Origin of the sequence: Streptococcus mitis (assembly GCF_946190155.1) — a bacterium.
GTDB classification, from domain to species: domain Bacteria; phylum Bacillota; class Bacilli; order Lactobacillales; family Streptococcaceae; genus Streptococcus; species Streptococcus mitis_CL.
On the sequence record NZ_CAMHZL010000001.1, the window covers coordinates 36,825 to 62,067 of the forward strand.

A 25,243-nucleotide genomic window follows, 5' to 3' on the forward strand; every position below is an offset into this window, starting at 1 on the left:
AAAGCCTTTATCTTTCTGAAAGAAGTGGAAGGATTGTATTTAATTTTAATATTGCGAGGTAAAGAATGTTTAGAGACAACAAGCGTGAAATTTTTTCTTTCCGTAAATATAAGAATGGTAGAACTGATTCAAAATTAATCGGTGCAACACTTCTTGCACTAGGTGTTGGTTTAGTTACAACAACACAATCAGTTTCGGCAGATGTTGTAAATGGTGCAGGTGGAAGTGAGGTTGCATTGGTAGATAGTGTCGATAAGACAACTTCTAAAAATACGAATACATTCACAGATGATACTGATACCAGTAAAGTTGCTAAATTCGATGCAGTCTTGAATAAAGGGGTTGCTGAACCTACTAAAGCTAACGAAAATAAAGGTGACGCTGACGGTTCGGATGTGCTAACTGTCACTTCTGAGACTACTGTAAATTACAAGTTGGAAGAAGATAAGTCACTTTTGAAAACTGAAACAGTAGCGACAGGTCAAGGAACAATTACAACTCCTTACGATAAGAAAGGTCTTGCCGCAGATACAGACGGTAAAGACTACCGTGAGTCAACTGTTGATAAAAAGGGGATTACTGTTTCTGAAGAAACAGGTAAAGAAGACACTCTTGAATTGAACGGTAAGGTTTATGAACGTACACGCTCTGAGGTTGAGGGTGCTGACAAAGCTAAGTATAGTAAAACTCAATTCAACGATATCGAAGCAAGTGTGTCACCAGAAGGAATGCACAACAAACTAGGGGAAATTGATTATACAAAAACGACAGGTAAAGTTTATCTTGTCGAAGAAACTTCTGACGGTCACTACGGTAAGTTCGTAGAAACTGACGGGGTATCAAGCGATGAAGATGCTGTTTCTAAATGGAAAGCAGGTCTTGCAAATGCTAAAGACTTCACGAAAGCAAATGTAACTCTTCAAGAAGGCGACTCTATTCTTGTATTAGATAAAGATACTTATGCAGTGGCAAATCCTAGTCTTGTGAAAACTAAAAAACGTTATAGTTCACCAACTTATGAAGTGATTCCAGATGTTGTCGATACTGATAGTTCTGTAAATTTTGATAATCCTACTTATGTGTTAGAGCAAATAGATGCAAATCAAACAGCTAATATTTTAGAAGCTGGTAAAGATGGTATTTTTGGTACATCTGATGATGTGGAACGAACTGTAACAGGGGATAAAATTGCTGATTTTTCAGCTGGGTCTGGTAAAGCTTTTATAAAGGAAGATTTGAAACCTTTCTTTAATTTACCTGACTATAATGTTTTACCTGTAAATACTAATCCTAGTATAAAGGACGTTTTAAAAAATCATGAATCGTATTACGTTTTATATGAAATTTTAAAATTTGCAGAAAATGAGGCAACTAGTGATTCAGATAAAGAGAAAATAAGGGCTGCTAAGTCTAAAGTGGATGCTTATTTGGATTCGGTAGCTACTACTTTAGAGAGCAAAGGCTTGAAAGTTGCTTATGTAAAAGATTCAACTTTAAGTAACATTCGAGGTAAATACTACTTTGTTTCAGATGGTTCAACCGAAGGTGACCAATTCTTAGCTAATAGTGAAGAAGCTTCTAAGCTACTTAGTCCAAACTCATCTAATATTCACAGTAATTTTGAAAATCTAACATTTTCGAATGTTAAGGAAACAAAATCTATTTCAGGTGATATTGAAACTACTGTAAAAGTTGAGAAAAATTATAAGATTTTAGATACTGCTAGTTTAGAACTGGAAACAATTACAACAACAAAACGTACTCATTTAGTCACTAAAGAAAATATATTGTCTAACTATCTTGAAGGTCAAGATACTGTAACCAAGGAAGAAACATCTGATTTAGTTAAAAAAGGTTCAGTTAAAGTTAACGATGATGGTTCGGTGACGGTGACAACAGTAGAAACTATGCCTGTTTATAAATTTTATAAAGGTGTTAGTTTTGATCATGATAATGAAAATTCGAATGAGGTGCAACCTGATTCAGATGGATTTTTACGATTATCTGATGATGCCAATGGTTTCTCAGCTACAGCTGAAAGCTCTCATAATGAAACAACTTATAACAAACGTGAGGTAATTACACCTATTCGAGCTTATAAAGTTGTTGCTGATGGTAATTCTGTGGTAACACATTACTACCGTGAGAAGAAAGCCCCTCTGAACGTTAACTACTATCTAGAAAATACAACGACTTCTCTAGCACCTAGTGAAAACCAAGCAGACTTACCAGTTAAGTCTGACTACACAACTCAAGCTAAAACGATTGAACCAAAAACAGAGGTTCAAGACTTACCAGAGAAAACAGTTACGACAGTAACTACTTATGAGTTAGTAGCTACACCAGATAATGCGAATGGTAAGATTGCTGAGGGTGGAACAACTGTTAATTATTACTACCGAGCAGTAGTTAATACTACTGAAGTAGCGAAGAAAGCGCCTGTGTTGGTAAATTATTACATTGAAAACACTGAAACTAAATTAGCTCCAAGTGATGACCAAGGTCAAAAGGATATTGGATCTAAGTATACGTCAGAAACTAAGGTGATTGAACCAAAAGTTGAAACTGAGGACTTACCAGACCGTGTAGTAACAAAAACTACAAGATATGAGTTGGTAAGTGTGCCTAGTGATAAAGAAGGGACAGTTCCAGTTGAGGGTAAAGTAGTAAATTACTATTACCGTCCAGTTGTAACAACTGAAACTGTCATGAAGAAGGCACCCGTTCTTGTAAACTACTACATTGAAAACACTGAAACTAAATTAGCTCCAAGTGATGACCAAGGTCAAAAAGAAATTGGCTCAAATTATACAACTGAAGCGAAAGTTATTCCAAGTAAAGTTGAAAAAGTTGTTGAAAACGGAAATGTAATCACAAGAACAACTTCTTATGATCTAGTAAAAGTACCTGAAGATAAAGACGGAATTGTTCCAGTTGGTGGTAAGGTCGTAAACTATTACTACCGTGAAGTAGTTGAAGAGGTTGCAAAACCAAATGAAGCTCCTAAAGTGGAAATTCCAGAGTTGAAGATTCCTGAAGAGTCTAAGCCAGAGCCACAACCGGAACCAGCTCCAGCTCCTCAGCCAGAGCCACAACCAGAACCTAGTCCTGCACCAAGTCCAGTTCCAGCGACACCAGAGACACCTGAACGACCAATAGCTCCAGCGACACCAGAACAACTAGCAGAACCTGCTACACCACAGTATATGGATGGTCAACGAGAACTTCCAAATACTGGTACAGAAGACAATGCTAGCCTTGCAGCGCTTGGACTTCTTGGAGTCTTGAGTGGATTTGGTCTTGTAGCTCGCAAGAAGAAAGAAGATTAAGTAAATCTTTCTGATAAACGAATATAGCAGAAAACCAATGATGTAAAAGTCATTGGTTTTTTGAAACAAAAAAGAGCCCAGCGCTCTTTTTCTTATGAGAAAATCTATTATCTTAAGGGTAAGAGTTTTTTTCTTTCGGAAAAAATGGTATAATAGCAATCAAAACTAGAAAATAAGCGGAATTTGGGAATAATTTCTTTTGTTCTCATTAGATTGGTGATACTATGAAGATTAGTAAGAGGCACCTGTTAAACTATTCTATTCTAGTCCCTTACTTACTTTTATCTATTTTGGGCTTGATTGTAGTTTATTCTACAACCAGTGCCATTCTTATCGAAGAAGGTAAAAGTGCCCTCCAATTGGTTCGAAGTCAGGGAATGTTTTGGATACTTAGTTTAATATTGATTGCCTTGATATATAAGCTGAAACTTAATTTTTTAAGAAAAGAACGACTGCTATTTATTATTATGTTTGTTGAGCTGATTCTTTTGGCTCTGGCTCGCTTAATTGGTACGCCAGTCAATGGAGCCTATGGTTGGATTTCAGTAGGACCTTTGACCATTCAGCCAGCTGAGTATTTGAAGATTATCATCGTCTGGTACTTGGCCCAACGTTTTTCAAAACAACAGGATGAAATTGGTATTTACGATTTTCAAGTTTTAACTCAAAATCAATGGATACCTCGTGCTTTTAATGATTGGCGCTTCGTCCTACTAGTCATGATAGGAAGTTTGGCTATTTTCCCAGATCTGGGGAATGCTACCATCCTAGCTCTGGTCGCCTTGATTATGTATACAGTTAGTGGAATTGCTCATCGTTGGTTTATAGCCTTTATCGGTGTATTATTTGGAGTTTCAGCCCTATCCTTATCAGCTATTTCTATGATCGGGGTTGATAAGTTTTCAAAAGTTCCAGTATTTGGTTACGTTGCTAAGCGTTTCAGTGCCTACTTTAATCCCTTTGCTGATTTAGCAGGGTCAGGCCACCAACTTGCAAATTCCTACTTTGCTATGGTAAATGGTGGGTGGTTTGGTCTAGGCTTAGGAAATTCAATCGAAAAACGTGGTTATTTACCAGAGGCCCATACAGACTTTGTATTTTCAATTGTTATTGAAGAGTTTGGATTTGTGGGAGCCAGCTTGATTTTAGCACTTGTCTTTTTCCTGATTTTACGAATTATCCTAGTCGGTATTCGTGCTAAGAATCCCTTTAATTCCATGATGGCGATTGGGGTTGGGGGGATGATGCTGGTACAGGTATTTGTCAATATCGGTGGAATTTCTGGCATTATTCCTTCGACAGGAGTAACCTTCCCCTTCTTATCACAAGGAGGGAACAGTCTCCTAGTCTTGTCTGTAGCCATTGCTTTTGTCTTAAATATTGATGCAAGTGAAAAACGTGCCCAATTATATGAGGAGTTAGAAACTCACTCATCAAACTATATGTAGAGTTGATAGTGGAAAGGATTACCTATGTCTCTTCAAAAATTAGAAAACTATAGTAATAAAGCTGTCGTGCAAGAAGAAGTATTGATTTTAACAGAATTGTTAGAAGATATCACTAAAAATATGCTTGCCCCAGAGACTTTTGCAAAAATCATGGAGTTGAAAGAATTATCAACTCAAGAAGATTATCAGGGCTTGAACCAATTGGTTACTAGTCTGACAAATGATGAAATGGCTTATATTTCACGCTATTTCTCTATCTTGCCTCTTTTGATTAATATTTCAGAAGATGTGGATTTGGCTTATGAAATCAACCACCAAAATAATATTGATCAAGATTATCTTGGTAAATTATCAGCAACGATCAAAATGGTTGCAGAAAAAGAAAATGCGGTTGAAATTCTTGAACACTTGAATGTTGTCCCTGTTTTGACTGCCCATCCAACACAAGTACAACGTAAGAGTATGTTGGATTTGACCAATCATATCCATACGCTTTTGCGTAAGTACCGTGATGTGAAATTAGGTTTGATTAATAAGGAAAAATGGCATAATGATCTCCGTCGTTACATTGAGATTATCATGCAAACAGACATGATTCGTGAAAAGAAATTGAAAGTAACCAATGAAATCACGAATGTTATGGAATACTACAATAGTTCATTCCTGAAGGCAGTTCCTCATTTGACTGCTGAGTACAAACGTCTGGCTAAAAAACATGGCTTGGAGTTGAAACATCCAAAACCAATTACCATGGGTATGTGGATTGGTGGAGACCGTGATGGGAATCCTTTTGTTACAGCAGATACCTTGAAACAATCTGCTATGACTCAGTGTGAAGTCATCATGAACTACTATGATGAAAAAATTTACCAACTTTATCGTGAGTTCTCTCTCTCAACCAGTATTGTCAATGTGAGCAAGCAAGTTAGAGAAATGGCTCGTCAATCCAAGGACAACTCTATTTATCGTGAAAAAGAGCTGTATCGTCGTGCCTTGTTTGATATTCAATCAAAAATCCAATCAACAAAAACTTATCTGATTGAAGATAAGGAAGTTGGAGCTCGCTATGAAACAGCTAATGATTTTTATAAGGATTTAATTACCATTCGTGATTCCCTCTTGGAAAATAAGGGTGAAGCACTGATTTCTGGTGATTTTGTTGAGCTGATTCAGGCAGTTGAAATTTTTGGTTTTTATTTGGCATCTATTGACATGCGTCAAGATTCTAGTGTTCATGAAGCTTGTGTGGCCGAACTCTTGAAATCAGCAGGTATTCATTCTCATTATAGCGAACTCAGTGAAGAAGAAAAATGCCAGCTTCTTTTGAAAGAATTAGAGGAAGATCCACGTATTCTTTCTGCCACTCATGTTGAAAAATCAGAGTTACTCGAAAAAGAATTGGCTATTTTCAAGGCTGCTCGTAAGTTGAAAGATAAGTTGGGTGATGACGTCATTCGCCAGACTATCATTTCACATGCAACCAGCGTATCAGACATGTTGGAATTGGCTATCTTGCTAAAAGAAGTAGGGTTAGTTGATAAAGAAAGAGCCCGTGTTCAAATTGTACCTCTCTTTGAAACAATTGAAGACTTGGACCATTCAGAAGAAACCATGAGAGAATATCTTTCTCTTCCTCTTGCCAAGAAATGGATTGCTTCACGCAATAACTATCAAGAAATCATGTTGGGCTACTCTGACAGTAATAAAGATGGTGGTTACCTATCATCATGTTGGACCCTCTACAAGGCTCAACAACAATTGACTGCTATTGGAGATGAATTTGGCGTTAAGGTTACCTTCTTCCATGGCCGTGGTGGTACTGTTGGTCGTGGTGGTGGACCAACCTATGAGGCGATCACATCTCAACCGCTCAAGTCTATTAAGGATCGTATCCGCTTGACGGAGCAGGGTGAAGTAATCGGGAATAAATACGGTAATAAAGACGCAGCTTACTATAACCTTGAAATGTTGGTTTCAGCAGCCATTAACCGTATGATTACTCAGAAGAAGAGTGATACCAATACCTCAAATCGTTATGAAGCTATTATGGACCAAGTGGTGGACCGTAGTTACGATATCTACCGTGATTTGGTCTTTGGTAATGACCATTTCTATGATTATTTCTTCGAGTCAAGTCCAATCAAGGCTATTTCAAGCTTTAACATTGGTTCTCGTCCAGCCGCTCGTAAGACTATTACTGAAATCGGTGGTTTGCGAGCTATCCCTTGGGTCTTCTCATGGTCGCAAAGCCGCGTCATGTTCCCTGGCTGGTATGGGGTTGGTTCAAGCTTCAAAGAATTTATCGATAAAAATCCAGAGAATATCGCTATCCTACGAGATATGTACCAAAATTGGCCTTTCTTCCAATCGCTTCTTTCAAATGTCGATATGGTCTTGTCAAAATCAAATATGAACATTGCTTTTGAATATGCCAAACTGTGTGAGGATGAAGAAGTAAAAGCAATCTATGAGACTATTCTAAATGAATGGCAAGTTACCAAGGAAGTTATCTTGGCTATCGAAGGTTATGATGAACTCTTGGCTGAAAATCCATATCTAAAAGCGAGTTTGGATTACCGTATGCCTTACTTTAATATCCTCAACTATATCCAGTTGGAGTTGATTAAACGTCAACGCCGAGGAGAATTATCTAGCGACCAAGAAAAATTAATCCATACAACCATCAACGGAATTGCGACAGGATTGCGTAATTCAGGCTGATACCTATCAAACTTCCTCTTTTCTATAGGGGAAGTTTTTGAATCTTTCAAAAAAATTCGAAAAGAGTCTTGACAAGTAGTTGAAAAATGATATAATTTAACCATTCAGAAAAGTAATCATATAAACTTTTTAGAGAGTCTGTGGTCGCTGAAAACAGATAAGTGATGATGATGAAAATTGGGCTGAATGGTATTTAGAATTTGAAATCATAAAAATTCGGTGTGCACACCTTACAGTGCATCTCGTTATTGCGAGACAGAGCGATAGGGAAATTCCCTATAATTGAGGTGGTACCGCGCATCGACGTCCTCACACAAGTTTTTGTGTGAGGACTTTTTGATGGAGGTTAGTATGGAAAGAAAACGATGGCGTCGCTTGTTTATACTCAATGAAAATCAAAAAGCAAACTAGGAAGCTAGTCGCAAGCTGCTCAAAACACTGTTTTGAGGTTGTGGATAGAACTGACAGAGTCAGTATCATATACCTACGGTAAGACGACGCTGACGTGGTTTGAAGAGATTTTCGAAGAGTATTAGATAAGTGAAGTATTTTAAAGGAATAAAAAGGAGAAATAGCATGAAAAATAAACGTTTAATTGGAATTATCGCTGCATTAGCAGTCTTAGTAGCAGGAAGTCTGATTTACTCTTCAATGAATAAACCAGAAGCTAAAAATGAAAAGAAAATTGCCAAAGTTGGTGTCCTTCAGTTTGTGAGCCATCCATCTCTTGATTTGATTTATAAAGGGATCCAAGATGGACTTGCAGAAGAAGGATATAAAGATGATCAAGTTAAAATAGATTTTATGAACTCAGAAGGTGACCAAAGTAAGGTTGCGACAATGAGTAAACAATTGGTTGCAAATGGGAATGACCTTGTGGTTGGTATTGCGACACCAGCTGCTCAAGGTTTGGCTAGTGCCACAAAAGACCTACCGGTTATCATGGCCGCTATTACAGACCCAATTGGTGCTAACTTGGTCAAAGATTTGAAAAAACCAGGTGGCAACATTACAGGGGTATCTGACCATAATCCAGCTCAACAACAAGTTGAACTTATTAAGGCTCTTACACCAAATGTGAAAACAATCGGAGCTCTTTACTCAAGTAGCGAAGATAATTCCAAAACTCAGGTTGAAGAATTTAAGGCTTATGCTGAAAAAGCAGGTTTGACAGTGGAAACATTTGCAGTTCCTTCAACAAATGAAATTGCTTCAACAGTTAACGTTATGACTAGTAAGGTTGATGCTATCTGGGTTCCAATTGATAACACTATTGCCTCAGCCTTCTCAACTGTTGTATCAAGCAACCAATCAGCTAAAAAACCAATCTACCCAAGCGCAACTGCCATGGTAGAAGCAGGTGGCTTGGCATCCGTTGTAGTTGACCAACACGACCTTGGTGTGGCAACTGGTAAAATGATTGCACAAGTCTTGAAAGGTGCAAAACCAGCCGATACTCCAGTAAATGTCTTTTCAACTGGTAAATCAGTAATCAACAAAAAAATGGCACAAGAGCTAGGTATTACGATTCCTGAATCTGTTCTAAAAGAAGCAGGGCAAGTGATCGAATAATCTGTAATGGAGGAGTTGGGGACATCTCCTCTAATTTTTTACAATAGACATCATATAGAAAAAGGTTAAGAAACAGATGATATTATCTATTATTTCTCAAGGATTTGTCTGGGCTATTTTAGGTCTGGGGATCTTTATGACATTTAGGATTTTGAACTTTCCAGATATGACAACAGAAGGTTCCTTCCCTCTTGGGGGAGCTGTTGCTGTCACTTTGATAACCAAAGGAGTGAACCCATTTTTAGCGACTCTTGTTGCTGTAGGAGCAGGTTGTTTGGCTGGAATGGCAGCAGGACTTCTTTATACAAAAGGGAAGATCCCAACCTTGCTCTCAGGGATTTTGGTGATGACTTCCTGTCACTCTATCATGCTCTTGATTATGGGACGTGCAAATTTAGGATTGCTTGGAACCAAGCAAATCCAGGATGTTTTGCCTTTTGATTCAGATTTGAACCAACTCTTGACAGGTCTCATCTTTGTCAGTCTTGTTATTGCTCTCATGCTCTTTTTCTTGGATACCAAACTCGGACAAGCCTATATTGCTACAGGTGACAATCCTGATATGGCTAGAAGTTTCGGGATTCATACTGGACGCATGGAGCTCATGGGCTTGGTCTTATCAAATGGTGTGATTGCCCTTGCAGGGGCTCTTATTGCCCAGCAAGAAGGGTATGCCGATGTATCTCGAGGAATCGGGGTGATCGTTGTGGGGCTTGCAAGTTTGATTATTGGAGAAGTTATCTTCAAGAGTTTGAGCTTGGCAGAACGTCTGGTTACCATCGTTGTAGGTTCTATCGCTTATCAATTCTTAGTGTGGGCAGTTATCGCTCTTGGCTTTAATACAAGTTACCTTCGTTTGTACAGTGCCGTGATTTTAGCAGTCTGCCTCATGATTCCAACATTTAAGCAAACAATCTTGAAAGGAGCCAAATTAAGCAAATGACAGCAATTGTAGAATTAAAAAATGCAACCAAAGTCGTTAAAAATGGCTTTGATGAAGAAAAGATTATTTTAAATGATGTTTCCTTAGAAATTTTTGAACAGGATTTCATCACGATTTTAGGTGGAAATGGAGCTGGGAAATCAACCCTCTTTAACACTATTGCAGGAACTTTGTCATTAACCAGTGGAACCATCCGTATTTTGGGTGAAGATGTTACCAAGTTTTCGCCAGAAAAGCGAGCTAAGTATCTGTCTCGAGTCTTCCAAGATCCCAAGATGGGGACAGCTCCTCGTATGACGGTCGCTGAAAATCTTTTGATTGCCAAGTTTCGTGGTGAAAAGCGTGGACTGTTTCCGAGACGTCTGGCTAGCTATAAGGATGAGTTTCAGGCAACTATTGAAAAAGTGGGAAACGGTCTTGAGAAACACTTGAATACACCAATTGAGTTCTTATCTGGTGGACAAAGACAGGCTTTGAGTCTCTTGATGGCAACATTGAAGCGTCCTGAATTACTCTTGTTGGACGAGCATACTGCAGCCCTTGATCCAAAGACCAGTGTGGCCTTGATGGAATTGACGGATGAATTTGTCAAGAAAGACCAGCTGACATCGCTTATGATTACCCACCATATGGAAGATGCTCTCAAATATGGCAATCGTTTAATTGTCATGAAAGAAGGACGAATTATCCAAGATTTGAAACAAGAAGAAAAAGCAAAAATGAAAATCTCTGATTATTATCAACTCTTTGAATAAAGTAGGGAAAATGAGTGAAATGGTTTACTTTTTTTCTGAAATAAAGTATACTATATAAAGTAAACTATGATAACATGGAGGTATTGTGTATGGTTGACAAACAAGTCATTGAAGAAATCAAAAACAATGCCAACATTGTGGAAGTCATAGGAGATGTGATTTCTTTACAAAAGGCAGGACGGAACTATCTAGGGCTCTGTCCTTTTCATGGTGAAAAAACACCTTCTTTCAACGTTGTTGAGGATAAGCAGTTTTACCACTGTTTTGGTTGTGGCCGCTCAGGTGATGTCTTTAAGTTCATCGAGGAGTACCAAGGGGTTCCCTTTATGGAGGCTGTCCAAATCTTAGGTCAGCGTGTCGGGATAGAGGTAGAAAAACCGCTTTATAGTGAACAGAAATCAGCTTCACCCCACCAAGCTCTTTATGATATGCACGAAGATGCTGCCAAATTTTATCATGCTATTCTCATGACAACGACCATGGGGGAAGAGGCCAGAAACTACCTTTATCAGCGTGGTTTGACAGATGAAGTGCTCAAGCATTTTCGGATTGGTTTAGCACCTCCAGAACGAAACTATCTCTATCAACGTTTGTCTGGTCAGTATCGGGATGAGGATTTCCTAGATTCAGGACTGTTTTATCTCTCGGATGCTAATCAATTTGTAGATACCTTTCACAATCGGATTATGTTTCCCCTGACAAATGACCAGGGAAAGGTTATTGCCTTCTCAGGTCGTATCTGGCAGAAAACGGATTCACAAACTTCTAAGTATAAAAATAGCCGATCGACTGCAATTTTTAACAAAAGTTACGAATTATATCATATGGATAGGGCTAAAAAATCTTCTGGAAAAGCCAGTGAGATTTATCTGATGGAAGGATTCATGGATGTCATTGCAGCCTATCGGGCTGGAATCGAAAACGCTGTCGCATCTATGGGAACAGCCTTAAGTCGAGAGCATGTTGAGCATCTGAAAAGGTTAACCAAGAAGTTGGTTCTTGTTTATGATGGTGATAAGGCTGGGCAAGCTGCGACATTGAAAGCGCTGGACGAAATTGGTGATATGCCTGTGCAGATTGTCAGCATGCCTGATAACTTGGATCCAGATGAGTATCTACAAAAAAATGGACCAGAAGACTTGGCCTATCTGTTAACGAAAACTCGTATTAGTCCGATTGAGTTTTACATTCATCAGTATAAGCCTGAAAACAGTGAAAATCTGCAGGCACAGATTGAGTTTATTGAAAAAATAGCTCCCTTGATTGTTCAAGAAAAATCTATTACTGCTCAAAACAGCTATATACATATTTTAGCTGACAGTCTGGCGTCCTTTGATTATGCCCAGATTGAGCAGATTGTTAATGAGAGTCGTCAGGCACAAAGGCAGAATCGCATGGAAGGGATTTCCAGACCGACGCAAATTACTATGCCTGTCACCAAGCAGTTATCAGCTATTATGAGGGCAGAAGCTCATCTACTTTATCGAATGATGGAATCCCCCCTTATTTTAAACGATTACCGTTTGCGAGAAGACTTTGCATTTGACACTCCTGAATTTCAGGTTTTATATGACTTGCTTGGCCAGTATGGAAATCTTCCTCCAGAAGTTCTAGCAGAGCAGACAGAGGAAGTTGAAAGAGCATGGTATCAAGTTTTAGCTCAGGATTTACCATCTGAGATGTCACCTCAGGAACTTAGTGAAGTAGAAATGACTCGAAACAAGGCTCTCTTGAATCAGGACAATATGAGAATCAAAAAGAAGGTGCAGGAAGCTAGCCATGTAGGAGATACCGACACAGCCCTAGAAGAATTGGAACGTTTAATTTCCCAAAAGAGAAGAATGGAGTAATAATGGCAACAAAACAAAAAGAAGTAACAACATTTGATGTACAAGTAGCAGAATTTATCCGTAATCATAAACAAAAAGGGACAGCAACTGATGATGAAATTAATGCAAGTCTGGTGATTCCTTTTACCTTGGATGCTGATGGGATTGAAGATCTCTTGCAACGAATTCAGGATGCAGGGATTTCTATCACAGATAACGAAGGAAATCCGAGTGCTCGTGTTCTTAGCTCTGAAGAAGAACCAGAACTCAGCGATGAGGACTTGATTGGGTCAACTTCTGCTAAGGTCAATGACCCTGTTCGTATGTACTTGAAAGAAATCGGAGTCGTTCCTCTCTTGACCAATGAAGAGGAAAAAGAATTGGCGCTAGCAGTTGAAGCTGGCGATATCGAAGCTAAACAACGCCTTGCGGAAGCCAACCTTCGTTTAGTTGTTTCTATTGCCAAACGCTATGTCGGCCGCGGTATGCAGTTTCTTGACTTGATTCAAGAAGGGAATATGGGCTTGATGAAGGCAGTTGATAAGTTTGACTATTCTAAAGGATTTAAGTTCTCAACTTACGCAACTTGGTGGATTCGTCAGGCTATCACTCGTGCCATCGCTGATCAAGCTCGTACCATCCGTATCCCAGTTCACATGGTTGAAACCATTAACAAATTGGTTCGTGAACAACGTAATCTCCTTCAAGAATTGGGACAAGATCCAACACCTGAACAAATCGCTGAACGTATGGATATGACCCCTGACAAGGTTCGTGAAATCTTGAAGATTGCCCAAGAACCAGTATCTCTTGAAACTCCTATCGGTGAAGAGGATGATAGCCACCTTGGGGACTTTATCGAAGATGAAGTGATTGAAAATCCAGTGGACTATACAACTCGTATTGTCTTGCGTGAGCAGTTGGATGAGGTCTTGGATACTCTTACAGACCGTGAAGAAAATGTTTTGCGTCTGCGTTTTGGGCTAGATGATGGTAAAATGCGTACCCTTGAAGATGTGGGTAAAGTCTTTAACGTGACTCGCGAGCGTATCCGTCAGATTGAGGCTAAAGCTTTGAGAAAACTACGTCAACCAAGTCGCAGCAAACCGCTTCGTGATTTTATTGAAGACTAAGAGTGAGGATGAATATGGCTTATACAGAAGAGCAAATTGAAAACATCAAAACACGAATTTTATCAGCCTTGGAAGAAGTTATTGACCCTGAGTTGGGAATCGATATTGTCAATCTTGGTTTGATCTATGAAATTCGTTTTGACGGTGACACAGGACAAACAGAGATTGATATGACTTTGACAACCATGGGTTGTCCTCTAGCAGACCTTTTGACAGACCAGATTTATGATGCTATGACAGAGGTTCCAGAAGTAACGGATACTGAGGTCAAATTAGTTTGGTATCCAGCCTGGACTGTTGAAAAAATGAGTCGCTATGCACGTATTGCCCTAGGCATTAAGTAAACAAATAAAAACATGTGAGAGATTATTGGAAAAGCAAGGAAATTTCCCTTCTTTTCCTCTAGTCTCTCCTTTCTTTTGCTGATTTTATTCAAAGAAAATGATATAATAGTAGTTATGGAAAAAAAGAAATTACGCATCAATATGTTGAGTTCAAGTGAGAAAGTAGCAGGACAAGGAGTTTCAGGTGCTTACCGTGAATTAGTTCGTCTTCTTCACCGTGATGCCAAGGACCAATTGATTGTTACAGAAAATCTTCCAATAGAGGCAGATGTGACTCACTTTCATACAATTGATTTCCCCTATTATTTATCAACATTCCAAAAGAAACGCTCAGGAAGAAAAATTGGCTATGTGCATTTCTTGCCTGATACACTTGAGGGGAGTTTGAAAATTCCATTTTTCTTAAAGGGAATTGTGAAACGCTATGTATTTTCTTTTTACAACCGGATGGAGCACTTGGTGGTGGTCAATCCTATGTTTATCGAGGATTTGGTGGCAGCTGGTATTCCACGTGAAAAAGTGACCTATATTCCTAACTTTGTAAACAAGGAAAAATGGCATCCTCTTCCACAGGAAGAGGTAGCAAGACTGCGTACGGAGATAGGTCTTAGTGACAATCAGTTTATCGTAGTAGGTGCTGGTCAAGTTCAGAAACGCAAAGGGATTGACGATTTTATCCGTCTGGCTGAGGAATTGCCTCAGATTACCTTTATCTGGGCCGGTGGTTTCTCTTTTGGTGGTATGACAGATGGTTATGAACGCTATAAGAAAATTATGGAAAATCCCCCTCAAAATTTGATTTTTCCAGGTATTGTATCGCCAGAGCGGATGCGCGAATTGTATGCCCTAGCGGATCTTTTCTTGCTTCCTAGTTACAATGAACTCTTTCCTATGACTATCCTAGAAGCTGCCAGTTGTGAAGCTCCGATTATGTTGCGTGATTTAGATCTTTATAAGGTAATTTTGGAGGGCAATTATCGGGCGACAGCAGATAGAGAAGAGATGAAAGAAGCTATTCTGGAATATCAAGCGAATCCTGATGCTTTAAAAGATTTGAAAGAAAAAGCTAAGAATATTTCTAGAGAGTATTCTGAAGAGCATCTCTTACAAATCTGGTTGGATTTTTATGAGAAACAAGCCGCTTTAGGGAGAAAGTAAAAAGTGAGGTAATCTATGCGAATTGGTTTATTTACAGATACCTATTTTCCTCAGGTTTCTGGTGTTGCGACCAGTATTCGAACCTTGAAAACAGAACTTGAAAAGCAGGGGCATGCTGTTTTTATCTTTACTACGACAGATAAGGATGTCAATCGCTACGAAGATTGGCAAATCATCCGTATTCCAAGTGTTCCTTTCTTTGCTTTTAAGGATCGCCGCTTTGCCTATCGAGGATTCAGCAAGGCGCTTGAAATTGCTAAACAATATCAACTGGATATTATCCATACTCAGACAGAATTTTCTCTTGGCTTGTTGGGAATTTGGATTGCGCGTGAATTGAAGATTCCAGTCATCCATACCTATCACACCCAATACGAAGACTACGTGCATTATATTGCTAAGGGGATGTTGATTCGTCCTAGTATGGTCAAGTACTTAGTAAGAGGTTTCCTGCATGATGTGGATGGGGTTATTTGCCCGAGTGAGATTGTCCGAGACTTGCTATCTGACTATAAGGTTAAGGTTGAAAAACGGGTCATTCCAACTGGGATTGAATTAGCCAAGTTTGAGCGTCCGGAAATCAAGCAAGAAAATCTGGAAGAACTGCGTAGTAAACTAGGGATTCAAGATGATGAACAGATGTTGCTTAGTCTTTCCAGAATTTCCTATGAAAAAAATATTCAAGCAGTATTAGCAGCCTTTGCTGATGTTCTGAAAGAAGAAGACAAGGTCAAACTGGTGGTAGCTGGGGATGGTCCTTATCTGGATGACCTTAAAGAGCAAGCCCAGAAACTAGAGATTCAAGACTCGGTCATCTTTACAGGGATGATTGCTCCTAGTGAGACGGCTCTTTATTATAAGGCAGCAGATTTCTTTATTTCAGCATCTACAAGTGAAACGCAAGGTTTGACATACTTGGAAAGTTTGGCTAGTGGGACGCCTGTCCTTGCTCACGGAAATCCTTATCTGGACAATCTCATCAATGATAAGATGTTTGGAACCTTGTACTACGGTGAACATGATTTGGCTGGGGCCATTTTAGAAGCTCTGATTGCAACTCCAGATATGGATGAGCATACCTTATCAGAGAAATTGTACGAGATTTCAGCTGAGAACTTTGGAAAACGAGTGCATGAGTTTTATCTGGATGCCATTATTTCAAATAACTTCCAGAAAGATTTAGCAAAAGATGATACGGTCAGCCAGCGTATCTTTAAGACAGTTTTGTATTTACCGCAACAGGTGGTTGCTGTGCCTGTAAAAGGCTCTAGACGAATGCTGAGGGCTTCAAAAACACAGTTAATCAGCATCAGAGATTATTGGAAAGACCATGAAGAATAGAAAGAGGAATAGCTATGAAAAAACAATTGATGAGAAGTGGTAGTGATCAAAAAATTGCTGGAGTATGTGCTGGGGTCGCAAATTATTTTGATATTGATCCGACTATTGTTCGTGTAATATGGGGTGTTCTTGCATTTTGTTATGGGGCAGGAATTGTAGCCTATATCATTTTATGGATTATTGCGCCGGTAGCAAGTGACTATTGAAAACTAGCTGAATTCATGCTAAGATAATAGAAAATAGAATGTAATGAAGGAGAGAAAAATGGCTTTTGGAGATAATGGAAAACGTAAAAAAACTATGTTTGAGAAATTAACCTTGCTTATCGTACTTATCATGTTAGTAGCAAGTATTTTGGGTATTTTTGCAACTGCAATTGGTGCCCTCAGTAATCTATAAAATAGATTCAAGAAAATTTTGTGACTGGGATTTCCCAGCCCTTTTTTAAAGTGAGAAGAAAAAATGAGTATGTTTTTAGATACAGCCAAGATTAAGGTCAAGGCTGGTAATGGTGGCGATGGTATGGTTGCCTTTCGCCGTGAAAAATATGTCCCTAATGGCGGTCCTTGGGGTGGTGACGGTGGTCGTGGAGGTAATGTGGTCTTCGTTGTAGACGAAGGACTACGTACCTTGATGGATTTCCGCTATAACCGTCATTTCAAGGCTGATTCTGGTGAAAAAGGAATGACCAAAGGGATGCATGGTCGTGGTGCAGAGGATCTCAGAGTTCGTGTTCCACAAGGTACGACTGTGCGTGATGCGGAGACTGGCAAGGTCTTGACAGATTTGATTGAACATGGTCAAGAATTTATTGTAGCCCACGGTGGACGTGGAGGACGTGGAAATATCCGCTTTGCGACACCGAAAAATCCTGCACCGGAAATCTCTGAAAATGGAGAACCAGGTCAGGAACGTGAGTTACAATTGGAACTAAAAATCTTGGCAGATGTTGGTTTAGTAGGTTTCCCATCTGTAGGGAAATCAACACTTTTAAGTGTTATCACATCTGCTAAACCTAAAATTGGTGCCTACCACTTTACGACCATTGTGCCAAATTTAGGTATGGTTCGTACCCAATCAGGTGAATCCTTTGCAGTAGCAGACTTGCCAGGTTTGATTGAAGGGGCTAGTCAGGGAGTCGGTCTGGGAACTCAGTTCCTCCGTCACATTGAGCGTACACGTGTCATCCTTCACATCATTGATATGTCAGCTAACGAAGGGCGTGATCCATATGAGGATTATCTTGCCATCAATAAAGAGCTGGAGTCATATAATCTCCGTCTCATGGAGCGTCCACAGATTATTGTAGCCAATAAGATGGATATGCCTGAGAGTCAGGAAAATCTTGAAGAATTCAAGAAAAAATTAGCTGAAAACTACGATGAATTTGAAGAGTTACCAGCTATCTTCCCAATATCTGGTTTGACAAAGCAAGGTCTGGCTACGCTTTTGGATGCTACAGCTGAATTGTTAGACAAGACACCAGAATTCTTGCTCTATGACGAGTCCGATATGGAAGAAGAAGCTTACTATGGATTTGATGAGGAAGAAAAAGCCTTTGAAATTAGTCGTGATGACGATGCCACATGGGTACTTTCTGGTGAAAAACTCATGAAACTCTTCAATATGACCAACTTTGATCGTGACGAATCAGTCATGAAATTTGCTCGCCAGCTTCGTGGTATGGGGGTTGATGAAGCCCTTCGTGCGCGTGGTGCTAAAGATGGTGACTTGGTCCGCATTGGTAAATTTGAGTTTGAATTTGTAGACTAGGAGACTGATATGGGAGATAAACCGATATCTTTCCGAGATGCGGATGGCAACTTTGTTTCCGCCGCAGATGTTTGGAATGAAAAGAAATTGGAAGAACTATTTAATCGTCTCAATCCAAATCGTGCCCTGAGATTGGCACGAACTAAAAAAGAAAATCCATCTCAGTAAAGAATATAACAAAATTCCGTGCCACATCAGACACGGAATTTTGTTATTCTTCAAAGAAAAATGGTGGAGCGAATTTTTTCAATTCTTCAAAGCATTTTTGAGCAGCTTCTGCATCTTCACAGATGACGAGACAGACATCATCGCCACAGAGAGTAGCGATAGCGTCAGGGAAGCTCAATGCATCAATGATAGAACCAAAGGATTGAGCAAGTCCAGGAAGGGTTTTTAGTAGGACTTGGTGTTGAACTGGACGCATCAAGACAAGAGCATCTTCCATGTAAATTTCGAGACGTTTTTCCCATTTTGAGGTTGAACCTGTATTGAGCACGTAGTAAGAGTTGTCTTCTTCTCGTACTTTTGAAAGGTTCATACTTTTAATATCTCTTGAAAGTGTAGCTTGTGTAACTTGAATATCATTATCGGCAAGAAGAGCTTGTAGCTCAGCTTGAGTATGAATCTTGTTTTTCGTTACAAGAGCTCGTATGAGTTGGTGTCGGTGTTCAGATTTATTCATAAAATGTTACTCCTTGTACTAGGTACAGAAAGCGTGGACTGAACGAGATCGTCAGTCGGGTGGTAAGCGGTATTGTCACGTATGAAGATTTCAAAGTCAGTAGTATAGGACTAAACGGAGAGAATCTCCCTCTTTTAACTTGTCACTAGTTGGGGGGAGATGAATTGGCTATCTATCCGTTCTTCTACATTGGTGTTCTCTACTAACAGTGAATCATTCAATTAGGGTAGCCTTTTGTCACGGCTTGTTGTGAATTTATACTAAATGTCAATCCGCAGAGATTGTTCAACATGTGGTGTGGTAGCGAGTATTATTAATGAGTACACATGTTGGTTAAGGTCTTAGTATCTTTTGTCCAAGCTCCCGTGTAGACCTATCATAAGCCTATTTCGGGATTGCATTTGATACCAAGTGTATGTTTGTTTAAACTGTTTAAGTGGAAATCTTCCATGTTGAAAGTCTGATATCATACCTCTTGACAAGGTAGGATAAGACTAGACTGTTCAAGATCAACAGTCAGGTGGTAAGCGGTGTTGTCACGTATGGTGATTTCAAAGTCAGTAGTATAGAGGACTAAACGAAGAGTGTCTCCTTCTTTTAACTTGTAAATAGTTGGTTGCAATTCAAATTGGATATCCATCCATTCATCTGCAGTAATATCCTCTACTAACAGTAAATCATTTCTATTTTGTAAATTGAGGTAGCCTTTTGTCACGACTCGTTGCGCATTTTCGCGAAAAGGCAATTCGTTGAGATTTTCCAACATATGGTAGCGACCGTTGTCAATGGTTCTAGCACTTAAAACAGCTGGATAAGGTTGTAGGTATTTTTTCTGTCCAAATTCTAGCAGTTGGGCAGATAATAAACCCTTGTTTGTGCTGGATTTGATACGTAGATTGAGCTGAGCACGACCGTTCAAGTGAAGATCTTTAGTTACAGGAAGGTCAATAGTGATTTGATTGGCTTTCCCTTGATAAAGTTCCGTATTGAAAGTCTGGTATGTCTTACCATAACGCTCAAAATCCTTATCTGAGTACTGGTTTTGAATGACTTGCTCTTCTTGACCAAGTGAGAAGGTTTCAAAGTTCTCTTGCTCACCGAATGTATCAAGTGATAACCAAGCCTGAGGAGCGGTATTATCCTGCCAGATAACAGTAGGAAGTTGGTATTCCGTTTCCTGTCCCAATAATTTCTTAGTCAATAAGGCATTCATGGATTCACGGAAGTCAATGGATTGCCAGTTGTTCATATAAACATGAGCGCCATTATGGAAAAAGAGATGCTTATTTATATAAGCAGGAAGGGCATGGAACATCTGGTAAACATGAAGTGGTTTGACATTCCAATCCTGAGAACCATGAGTAAAGATAACCTCTGCTTTTACTTTGTCAGCATTGAGCAGATAGTTACGATCATGCCAAAACTGATTATAGTCACCAGACTTGCGATCCAGTTGCTCTTTAACTTTTTCTAAGTCAGCTTGGTGAGCTTCGTTCCCACGAATATAGTCACCAGCCAAGAGATTACGAGAGTAGGTTAGTTCAGCAAGGGAGTCAAAGTCCTCACCTGGATAACCACCTGGGCTAGTGACCAGACCGTTTTCACGGTAGTAGTTGTACCATGAAGAAATGCCAGCCTCAGCAATGATAACCTCTAAACCATCGACACCTGTAGTCGCTAGACCATTGGACATGGTACCAAGATAGGAAAGTCCAGTTGTGGCCACTTTTCCGTTTGACCAGTCAGCCTTGACTTGACGCTGGCGCGTGTGGTCAGTAAAGGCACGGCAACGACCATTGAGCCAATCGATGACATTTTTATAGGCCTCGATTTGTTGGTAGTCCCCGTTAGTCATGAAACCAGTAGAGTCTTTTGTACCAACACCTGAAACATAGAGATTAGCAAACCCTCGTGGAAGGAAGTAGTCGTTGAGTGTATAGCTAGCGTTGATGTGCGTCAGCTTTTCCTCAGCTTCTGACACAAGCTTAGCTTGACCTTGGGCTTGGACGAGATTTAGTTGAGGTTCTTCTAGCTCAATCTTGTGAGTAGGTTTAACCTCGAGTTCGCCCTCCATATTGTAAAGTGCTTTGTCGCTAGCTTTATCATTGGTTCCCTGATGATAAGGACTCGCTGTCATGATAGCAGGGATTTGCCCGTCATAACAAGGACGAATAATGCTGACCTTGACTAGATCTGGTAGACCTTTTTGGTCAGTATCGACACGAGACTCAACGTAAACGACTTCTCGAATGACATCATGGCTAGAAAAAGTTGCTAAACTTTTGCCGTTAAAGTAGTGATAGTCATTATCCTCAGGAATAAGACCGTCACTGACAAGTTGGTCGATAAGAGTGTTTCCCTTTTTGGTGCGAGTATTGAGTAACTGATAGAGATTTTCAATCAAATCACCGTATACGATGGGAAAACCAGTTTCTTTACGGAAAACATCACTGTTTTCAAAGTCAACCAAATAAGAAAAACCTAAAAGTTGAAAAGCCACAGTATAGAAAATATCTGCAGTCAACTCTTTATCTGATTGAAAAAATGTCAATAAGTCAGTTTCTTTATCAACTGCTAAACTGGATAGAGGATAGGAGCTGTTTTTAAAATTAAAAAAGAAACGAATAAGAAACGCTTCAAGCATTTGTTTATTTGTAATGTTGACTGGTAAATCAAATCCATACTTTTTTAATTCAAAGATAATTGTATCTCTAGGTAGTGCTAAATAGCTGAATTGATTAAAACGCATAAGACCTCCTATTTATGAAATATATTACAGTTATTATATCAAAAAATAGTGAGAAAAGAAACTATAAAAATTAACAGAAATTATAATAAATAAAAATGAGTATTTATGAAATAAACATGTAAAATGATAAGCCTAAATACAAAAATATTAGTGATACTGTTAAAAATCGTGCAAGGATTGTCTAGTCAACTATGATTTGAGCTATTAGATATTAAAGCATCAGTAATAGTAATAGAAATTTAAAGAAAATGGTATAATATAGTGAGAATGATAGGGGAGAAGTGTAAATTGATCGCACAACTAGATACAAAAACAGTCTATAGTTTTATGGAGAGTGTCATTTCGATAGACAAGTACGTGAGAGTAGCTAAAGAGTATGGCTACACTCATCTGGCCATGATGGATATTGACAATCTTTATGGGGCCTTCGATTTTTTAGAGGTTACAAAAAAATACGGCATTCATCCTTTGTTAGGGCTTGAAATGAATGTGCTTGTAGATGACAAGGATGTGAATCTGCGTTTTTTGGCTCTATCTAGTGTGGGCTATCAGCAGTTGATGAAACTTTCAACAGCCAAGATGCAGGGGGAGAAAACTTGGTCAGTCCTGAATCAGTATCTAGAGGATATTGCGGTAATTGTGCCTTATTTTGAAGAGCTTGAGTTGTTAAATCTAGGCTGTGATTACTATATAGGTGTTTACCCAGAAACATTGGCCAGCGAATTTCACCATCCAATCTTGCCCCTTTATCGGGTCAATACATTTGAAAGTAAGGATAGAGAAATTCTGCAAGTGTTAACAGCGATTAAAGAAAATCTTCCCCTTAGAGAAGTTCCCTTGCGCTCACGACAAGATGTCTTTATATCAGCAAGTTCTTTAGAGAAACTATTCCAAGAACGTTTTCCTCAAGCCTTGTACAATTTAGAAAAGCTTATTTCAGGCATTTCTTATGACTTGGATACTAGTCTGAAATTGCCTCGCTTTAATCCTGCTAGACCAGCAGTAGAAGAGTTGAGAGAACGCGCTGAATTGGGGCTTGCTCAGAAGGGGTTAACTGGTAAAGAATATCAAGACCGTCTAGACCAAGAATTGGCTGTTATTCATGATATGGGCTTTGATGATTATTTCTTGGTTGTTTGGGATTTGCTGCGTTTTGGACGTTCGAATGGCTATTATATGGGTATGGGACGGGGTTCTGCAGTTGGTAGCTTGGTTTCTTATGCCTTGGACATCACAGGGATTGACCCAGTAGAGAAAAATCTGATTTTTGAACGTTTCCTCAATCGTGAACGCTATACCATGCCTGATATTGATATTGATATTCCTGATATTTATCGTCCAGATTTTATCAGATATGTTGGTAATAAATATGGTAGTAAACATGCGGCTCAAATCGTTACTTTTTCTACCTTTGGGGCCAAGCAAGCTTTGCGAGATGTCTTGAAGCGCTTTGGTGTGTCAGAGTATGAATTGTCCGCAATTACCAAGAAAATCAGTTTTCGAGATAATCTAAAGTCAGCCTATGAGGGCAATCTCCAGTTTCGTCAGCAAATCAATAGTAAGCTAGAATATCAAAAAGCCTTTGAAATTGCTTGCAAGATAGAGGGCTATCCAAGACAAACCTCTGTCCATGCGGCTGGTGTTGTAATCAGTGACCAAGATTTGACCAATTACATCCCTCTAAAACATGGTGACGAAATTCCGCTGACTCAGTATGATGCTCATGGAGTTGAATCTAGCGGGCTATTGAAAATGGACTTTCTGGGACTGCGAAATTTGACCTTTGTCCAGAAGATGCAAGAATTGCTTGCTGAATCAGAAGGTATTCACCTTAAAATTGAAGAAATTGATTTGGAAGACAAAGAAACGTTAGCTTTATTTGCCTCTGGCAATACAAAAGGTATCTTTCAATTTGAACAACCTGGTGCCATTCGCTTGCTAAAACGTGTGCAACCAGTCTGTTTTGAAGATGTCGTAGCAACTACTTCTCTAAATCGACCAGGTGCCAGTGACTACATCAATAATTTTGTGGCAAGAAAGCATGGGCAGGAAGAAGTGACTGTTCTGGATCCAGTACTGGAGGATATTTTGGCTCCAACCTACGGCATCATGCTCTATCAGGAGCAGGTTATGCAGGTTGCTCAGAGATTTGCTGGATTTAGCCTCGGAAAAGCCGATATTTTACGTCGGGCTATGGGGAAAAAGGATGCCTCTGCCATGCATGAAATGAGGGAATCCTTTATTCAAGGATCATTAGATGCTGGTCATACTAGGGAAAAGGCAGAGCAGGTCTTTGATGTTATGGAGAAGTTTGCAGGTTATGGATTTAACCGATCTCACGCCTATGCCTACTCAGCCTTGGCCTTCCAGTTGGCCTATTTCAAAACGCATTATCCAGCCATTTTTTATCAGGTCATGCTGAATTCTTCCAACAGTGATTACCTAACAGACGCTCTTGAAGCAGGTTTTGAAGTAGCACCTCTGTCCATCAATACCATTCCCTATCATGATAAAATTGCCAACAAGTCCATCTATCTAGGTCTGAAATCGATTAAGGGAGTCAGCAAGGATTTGGCGCTTTGGATTATTGAAAATAGACCCTATTCGAGCATTGAAGATTTTATAGCTAAATTACCTGAGAATTATCTGAAACTTCCTCTGCTAGAACCTTTGGTAAAAGTTGGTCTTTTCGATTCATTTGAAAAAAATCGCCAAAAAGTATTTAATAATTTAGGTAATCTATTTGAATTTGTGAAAGAGTTAGGAAGCTTGTTCGGTGATACAATATATAGTTGGCAGGAATCGGAAGATTGGACAGAACAAGAAAAATTCTATATGGAACAAGAGCTTCTAGGAGTGGGAGTTAGCAAACATCCACTACAAGCTATTGCAAGTAAGGCTATCTACCCAATTACACCAATCGGAAATTTATCAGAAAATAGCTACGCTATTATTTTGGTTGAAGTTCAGAAAATAAAAGTAATTCGTACCAAAAAGGGCGAAAACATGGCTTTCTTACAGGTGGATGACAGTAAGAAAAAATTGGATGTCACACTCTTTTCAGACTTATATCGTCAGGTTGGGCAGGAATTGAAAGAAGGAGCTTTCTACTATATAAGAGGAAAAATTCAGTTACGAGATGGCCGTCTGCAAATGATTGCACAAGAAATAAGAGCAGCAGTGGCTGAACGCTTTTGGATACAGGTAAAAAATCATGAATCGGATCAAGAAATTTCGAGAATTTTAGACCAGTATAAAGGCCCAATCCCAGTCATCATCAGGTATGAAGAGGAACAGAGAACGATTGTTTCTCCCCATCATTTTGTGACTAAATCCACTGAATTAGAAGAGAAATTAGGTGGAATCGTTATGAAAACGATTTATCGCTAAAATTACGGAAAATAGAAGAATTTTCCATTTAAATGTGATATAATCAGTAAGAATGTTAAAAGAAAAAGGAGCATAA

18 protein-coding genes, 1 pseudogene and 1 other annotated feature are annotated in these 25,243 nt (G+C 39.2%); of the genes and pseudogenes, 16 read left to right on the forward strand and 3 right to left on the reverse strand.

Going from position 1 to position 25,243, the window contains the following annotated elements; all coding sequences use genetic code 11:
- The first annotated feature begins 65 nt into the window (after window positions 1-65).
- From N8O80_RS00205 to N8O80_RS00275, 15 genes are all read left to right on the forward strand, one after another.
- Window positions 66-3,329 carry a MucBP domain-containing protein gene (locus N8O80_RS00205; protein WP_261026127.1) on the forward strand — a complete coding sequence of 1,088 codons (3,264 nt, stop codon included), beginning with the start codon at window positions 66-68 and terminating at the stop codon, window positions 3,327-3,329.
- Between the two features lie 224 nt (window positions 3,330-3,553).
- Window positions 3,554-4,777, forward strand: a complete 1,224-nt coding sequence (gene ftsW / locus N8O80_RS00210) for a cell division peptidoglycan polymerase FtsW (RefSeq protein ID WP_049510558.1) — start codon at window positions 3,554-3,556, stop codon at window positions 4,775-4,777.
- Window positions 4,778-4,801: 24 nt separating this feature from the next.
- Window positions 4,802-7,498 (forward strand): phosphoenolpyruvate carboxylase, encoded by a 2,697-nt coding sequence (gene ppc, locus N8O80_RS00215; protein ID WP_261026128.1) that lies wholly within the window; start codon window positions 4,802-4,804, stop codon window positions 7,496-7,498.
- Window positions 7,499-7,594: 96 nt separating this feature from the next.
- Window positions 7,595-7,812 (forward strand) — a binding site (T-box leader).
- Between the two features lie 262 nt (window positions 7,813-8,074).
- A complete protein-coding gene (gene trpX / locus N8O80_RS00220) occupies window positions 8,075-9,070 on the forward strand; it encodes a tryptophan ABC transporter substrate-binding protein (RefSeq protein WP_261026131.1) in 996 nt (331 codons plus the stop codon).
- Window positions 9,071-9,146: 76 nt separating this feature from the next.
- On the forward strand, window positions 9,147-10,013 hold the full coding sequence (locus N8O80_RS00225; protein WP_004234420.1) for an ABC transporter permease: 867 nt from the start codon (window positions 9,147-9,149) through the stop codon (window positions 10,011-10,013).
- Window positions 10,010-10,768 (forward strand): ABC transporter ATP-binding protein, encoded by a 759-nt coding sequence (locus N8O80_RS00230; RefSeq protein ID WP_261018207.1) that lies wholly within the window; start codon window positions 10,010-10,012, stop codon window positions 10,766-10,768. Before N8O80_RS00225 ends, N8O80_RS00230 begins: the two co-directional genes overlap by 4 nt.
- A gap of 89 nt (window positions 10,769-10,857) precedes the next feature.
- Window positions 10,858-12,618 (forward strand): DNA primase, encoded by a 1,761-nt coding sequence (dnaG, locus tag N8O80_RS00235; protein ID WP_261026132.1) that lies wholly within the window; start codon window positions 10,858-10,860, stop codon window positions 12,616-12,618.
- Window positions 12,619-12,620: 2 nt separating this feature from the next.
- Window positions 12,621-13,730 (forward strand): RNA polymerase sigma factor RpoD, encoded by a 1,110-nt coding sequence (gene rpoD / locus N8O80_RS00240; protein ID WP_045611498.1) that lies wholly within the window; start codon window positions 12,621-12,623, stop codon window positions 13,728-13,730.
- A gap of 14 nt (window positions 13,731-13,744) precedes the next feature.
- Window positions 13,745-14,074 (forward strand): metal-sulfur cluster assembly factor, encoded by a 330-nt coding sequence (locus N8O80_RS00245; RefSeq protein WP_000331925.1) that lies wholly within the window; start codon window positions 13,745-13,747, stop codon window positions 14,072-14,074.
- A 114-nt stretch (window positions 14,075-14,188) separates the two neighbouring features.
- Window positions 14,189-15,232 (forward strand): alpha-galactosylglucosyldiacylglycerol synthase, encoded by a 1,044-nt coding sequence (gene cpoA / locus N8O80_RS00250; protein ID WP_261026134.1) that lies wholly within the window; start codon window positions 14,189-14,191, stop codon window positions 15,230-15,232.
- A 15-nt stretch (window positions 15,233-15,247) separates the two neighbouring features.
- Window positions 15,248-16,573 (forward strand): glycosyltransferase family 4 protein, encoded by a 1,326-nt coding sequence (locus tag N8O80_RS00255; protein WP_261026137.1) that lies wholly within the window; start codon window positions 15,248-15,250, stop codon window positions 16,571-16,573.
- 14 nt (window positions 16,574-16,587) lie between these two features.
- Complete coding sequence (locus N8O80_RS00260; RefSeq protein ID WP_000744434.1) at window positions 16,588-16,779, forward strand: PspC domain-containing protein; 192 nt, start codon at window positions 16,588-16,590, stop codon at window positions 16,777-16,779.
- Between the two features lie 58 nt (window positions 16,780-16,837).
- Complete coding sequence (locus tag N8O80_RS00265; RefSeq protein ID WP_000863852.1) at window positions 16,838-16,972, forward strand: DUF4044 domain-containing protein; 135 nt, start codon at window positions 16,838-16,840, stop codon at window positions 16,970-16,972.
- Between the two features lie 63 nt (window positions 16,973-17,035).
- Window positions 17,036-18,346 carry a GTPase ObgE gene (gene obgE, locus N8O80_RS00270; protein ID WP_261026139.1) on the forward strand — a complete coding sequence of 437 codons (1,311 nt, stop codon included), beginning with the start codon at window positions 17,036-17,038 and terminating at the stop codon, window positions 18,344-18,346.
- A 9-nt stretch (window positions 18,347-18,355) separates the two neighbouring features.
- Window positions 18,356-18,514, forward strand: coding sequence for a hypothetical protein (locus N8O80_RS00275; protein WP_001808548.1), 159 nt, complete (start codon window positions 18,356-18,358; stop codon window positions 18,512-18,514).
- Window positions 18,515-18,557: 43 nt separating this feature from the next.
- Here N8O80_RS00275 and N8O80_RS00280 read toward each other — a convergent pair whose 3' ends face one another.
- The 3 genes and pseudogenes from N8O80_RS00280 to N8O80_RS00285 all read right to left on the reverse strand — a co-directional run bounded on the left by N8O80_RS00280 (window position 18,558) and on the right by N8O80_RS00285 (window position 21,777).
- Window positions 18,558-19,028: an arginine repressor gene (locus N8O80_RS00280; protein WP_042751292.1), complete on the reverse strand. Its 471-nt coding sequence runs from the start codon at window positions 19,026-19,028 to the stop codon at window positions 18,558-18,560.
- Window positions 19,025-19,326 (reverse strand): annotated as a pseudogene (locus N8O80_RS09710) (Xaa-Pro dipeptidyl-peptidase); the annotation flags it as partial. The pseudogene N8O80_RS09710 and the gene N8O80_RS00280, both read right to left, overlap by 4 nt.
- Before the next feature lie 168 nt (window positions 19,327-19,494).
- Window positions 19,495-21,777, reverse strand: a complete 2,283-nt coding sequence (locus tag N8O80_RS00285; protein WP_261026142.1) for a Xaa-Pro dipeptidyl-peptidase — start codon at window positions 21,775-21,777, stop codon at window positions 19,495-19,497.
- Window positions 21,778-22,065: 288 nt separating this feature from the next.
- Here N8O80_RS00285 and N8O80_RS00290 point away from each other — a divergent pair, with 288 nt between their 5' ends.
- Window positions 22,066-25,167 (forward strand): DNA polymerase III subunit alpha, encoded by a 3,102-nt coding sequence (locus tag N8O80_RS00290; protein ID WP_261026144.1) that lies wholly within the window; start codon window positions 22,066-22,068, stop codon window positions 25,165-25,167.
- Window positions 25,168-25,243: the final 76 nt, after the last annotated feature.

Coding starts and splice junctions, on each gene's coding strand:
- N8O80_RS00205 (WP_261026127.1), top strand. CDS start 66: ATGTTTAGAGACAACAAGCGTGAAATTTTTTCTTTCCGTAAATATAAG.
- ftsW (WP_049510558.1), top strand. CDS start 3,554: ATGAAGATTAGTAAGAGGCACCTGTTAAACTATTCTATTCTAGTCCCT.
- ppc (WP_261026128.1), top strand. CDS start 4,802: ATGTCTCTTCAAAAATTAGAAAACTATAGTAATAAAGCTGTCGTGCAA.
- trpX (WP_261026131.1), top strand. CDS start 8,075: ATGAAAAATAAACGTTTAATTGGAATTATCGCTGCATTAGCAGTCTTA.
- N8O80_RS00225 (WP_004234420.1), top strand. CDS start 9,147: ATGATATTATCTATTATTTCTCAAGGATTTGTCTGGGCTATTTTAGGT.
- N8O80_RS00230 (WP_261018207.1), top strand. CDS start 10,010: ATGACAGCAATTGTAGAATTAAAAAATGCAACCAAAGTCGTTAAAAAT.
- dnaG (WP_261026132.1), top strand. CDS start 10,858: ATGGTTGACAAACAAGTCATTGAAGAAATCAAAAACAATGCCAACATT.
- rpoD (WP_045611498.1), top strand. CDS start 12,621: ATGGCAACAAAACAAAAAGAAGTAACAACATTTGATGTACAAGTAGCA.
- N8O80_RS00245 (WP_000331925.1), top strand. CDS start 13,745: ATGGCTTATACAGAAGAGCAAATTGAAAACATCAAAACACGAATTTTA.
- cpoA (WP_261026134.1), top strand. CDS start 14,189: ATGGAAAAAAAGAAATTACGCATCAATATGTTGAGTTCAAGTGAGAAA.
- N8O80_RS00255 (WP_261026137.1), top strand. CDS start 15,248: ATGCGAATTGGTTTATTTACAGATACCTATTTTCCTCAGGTTTCTGGT.
- N8O80_RS00260 (WP_000744434.1), top strand. CDS start 16,588: ATGAAAAAACAATTGATGAGAAGTGGTAGTGATCAAAAAATTGCTGGA.
- N8O80_RS00265 (WP_000863852.1), top strand. CDS start 16,838: ATGGCTTTTGGAGATAATGGAAAACGTAAAAAAACTATGTTTGAGAAA.
- obgE (WP_261026139.1), top strand. CDS start 17,036: ATGAGTATGTTTTTAGATACAGCCAAGATTAAGGTCAAGGCTGGTAAT.
- N8O80_RS00275 (WP_001808548.1), top strand. CDS start 18,356: ATGGGAGATAAACCGATATCTTTCCGAGATGCGGATGGCAACTTTGTT.
- N8O80_RS00280 (WP_042751292.1), bottom strand. CDS start 19,028: ATGAATAAATCTGAACACCGACACCAACTCATACGAGCTCTTGTAACG.
- N8O80_RS00285 (WP_261026142.1), bottom strand. CDS start 21,777: ATGCGTTTTAATCAATTCAGCTATTTAGCACTACCTAGAGATACAATT.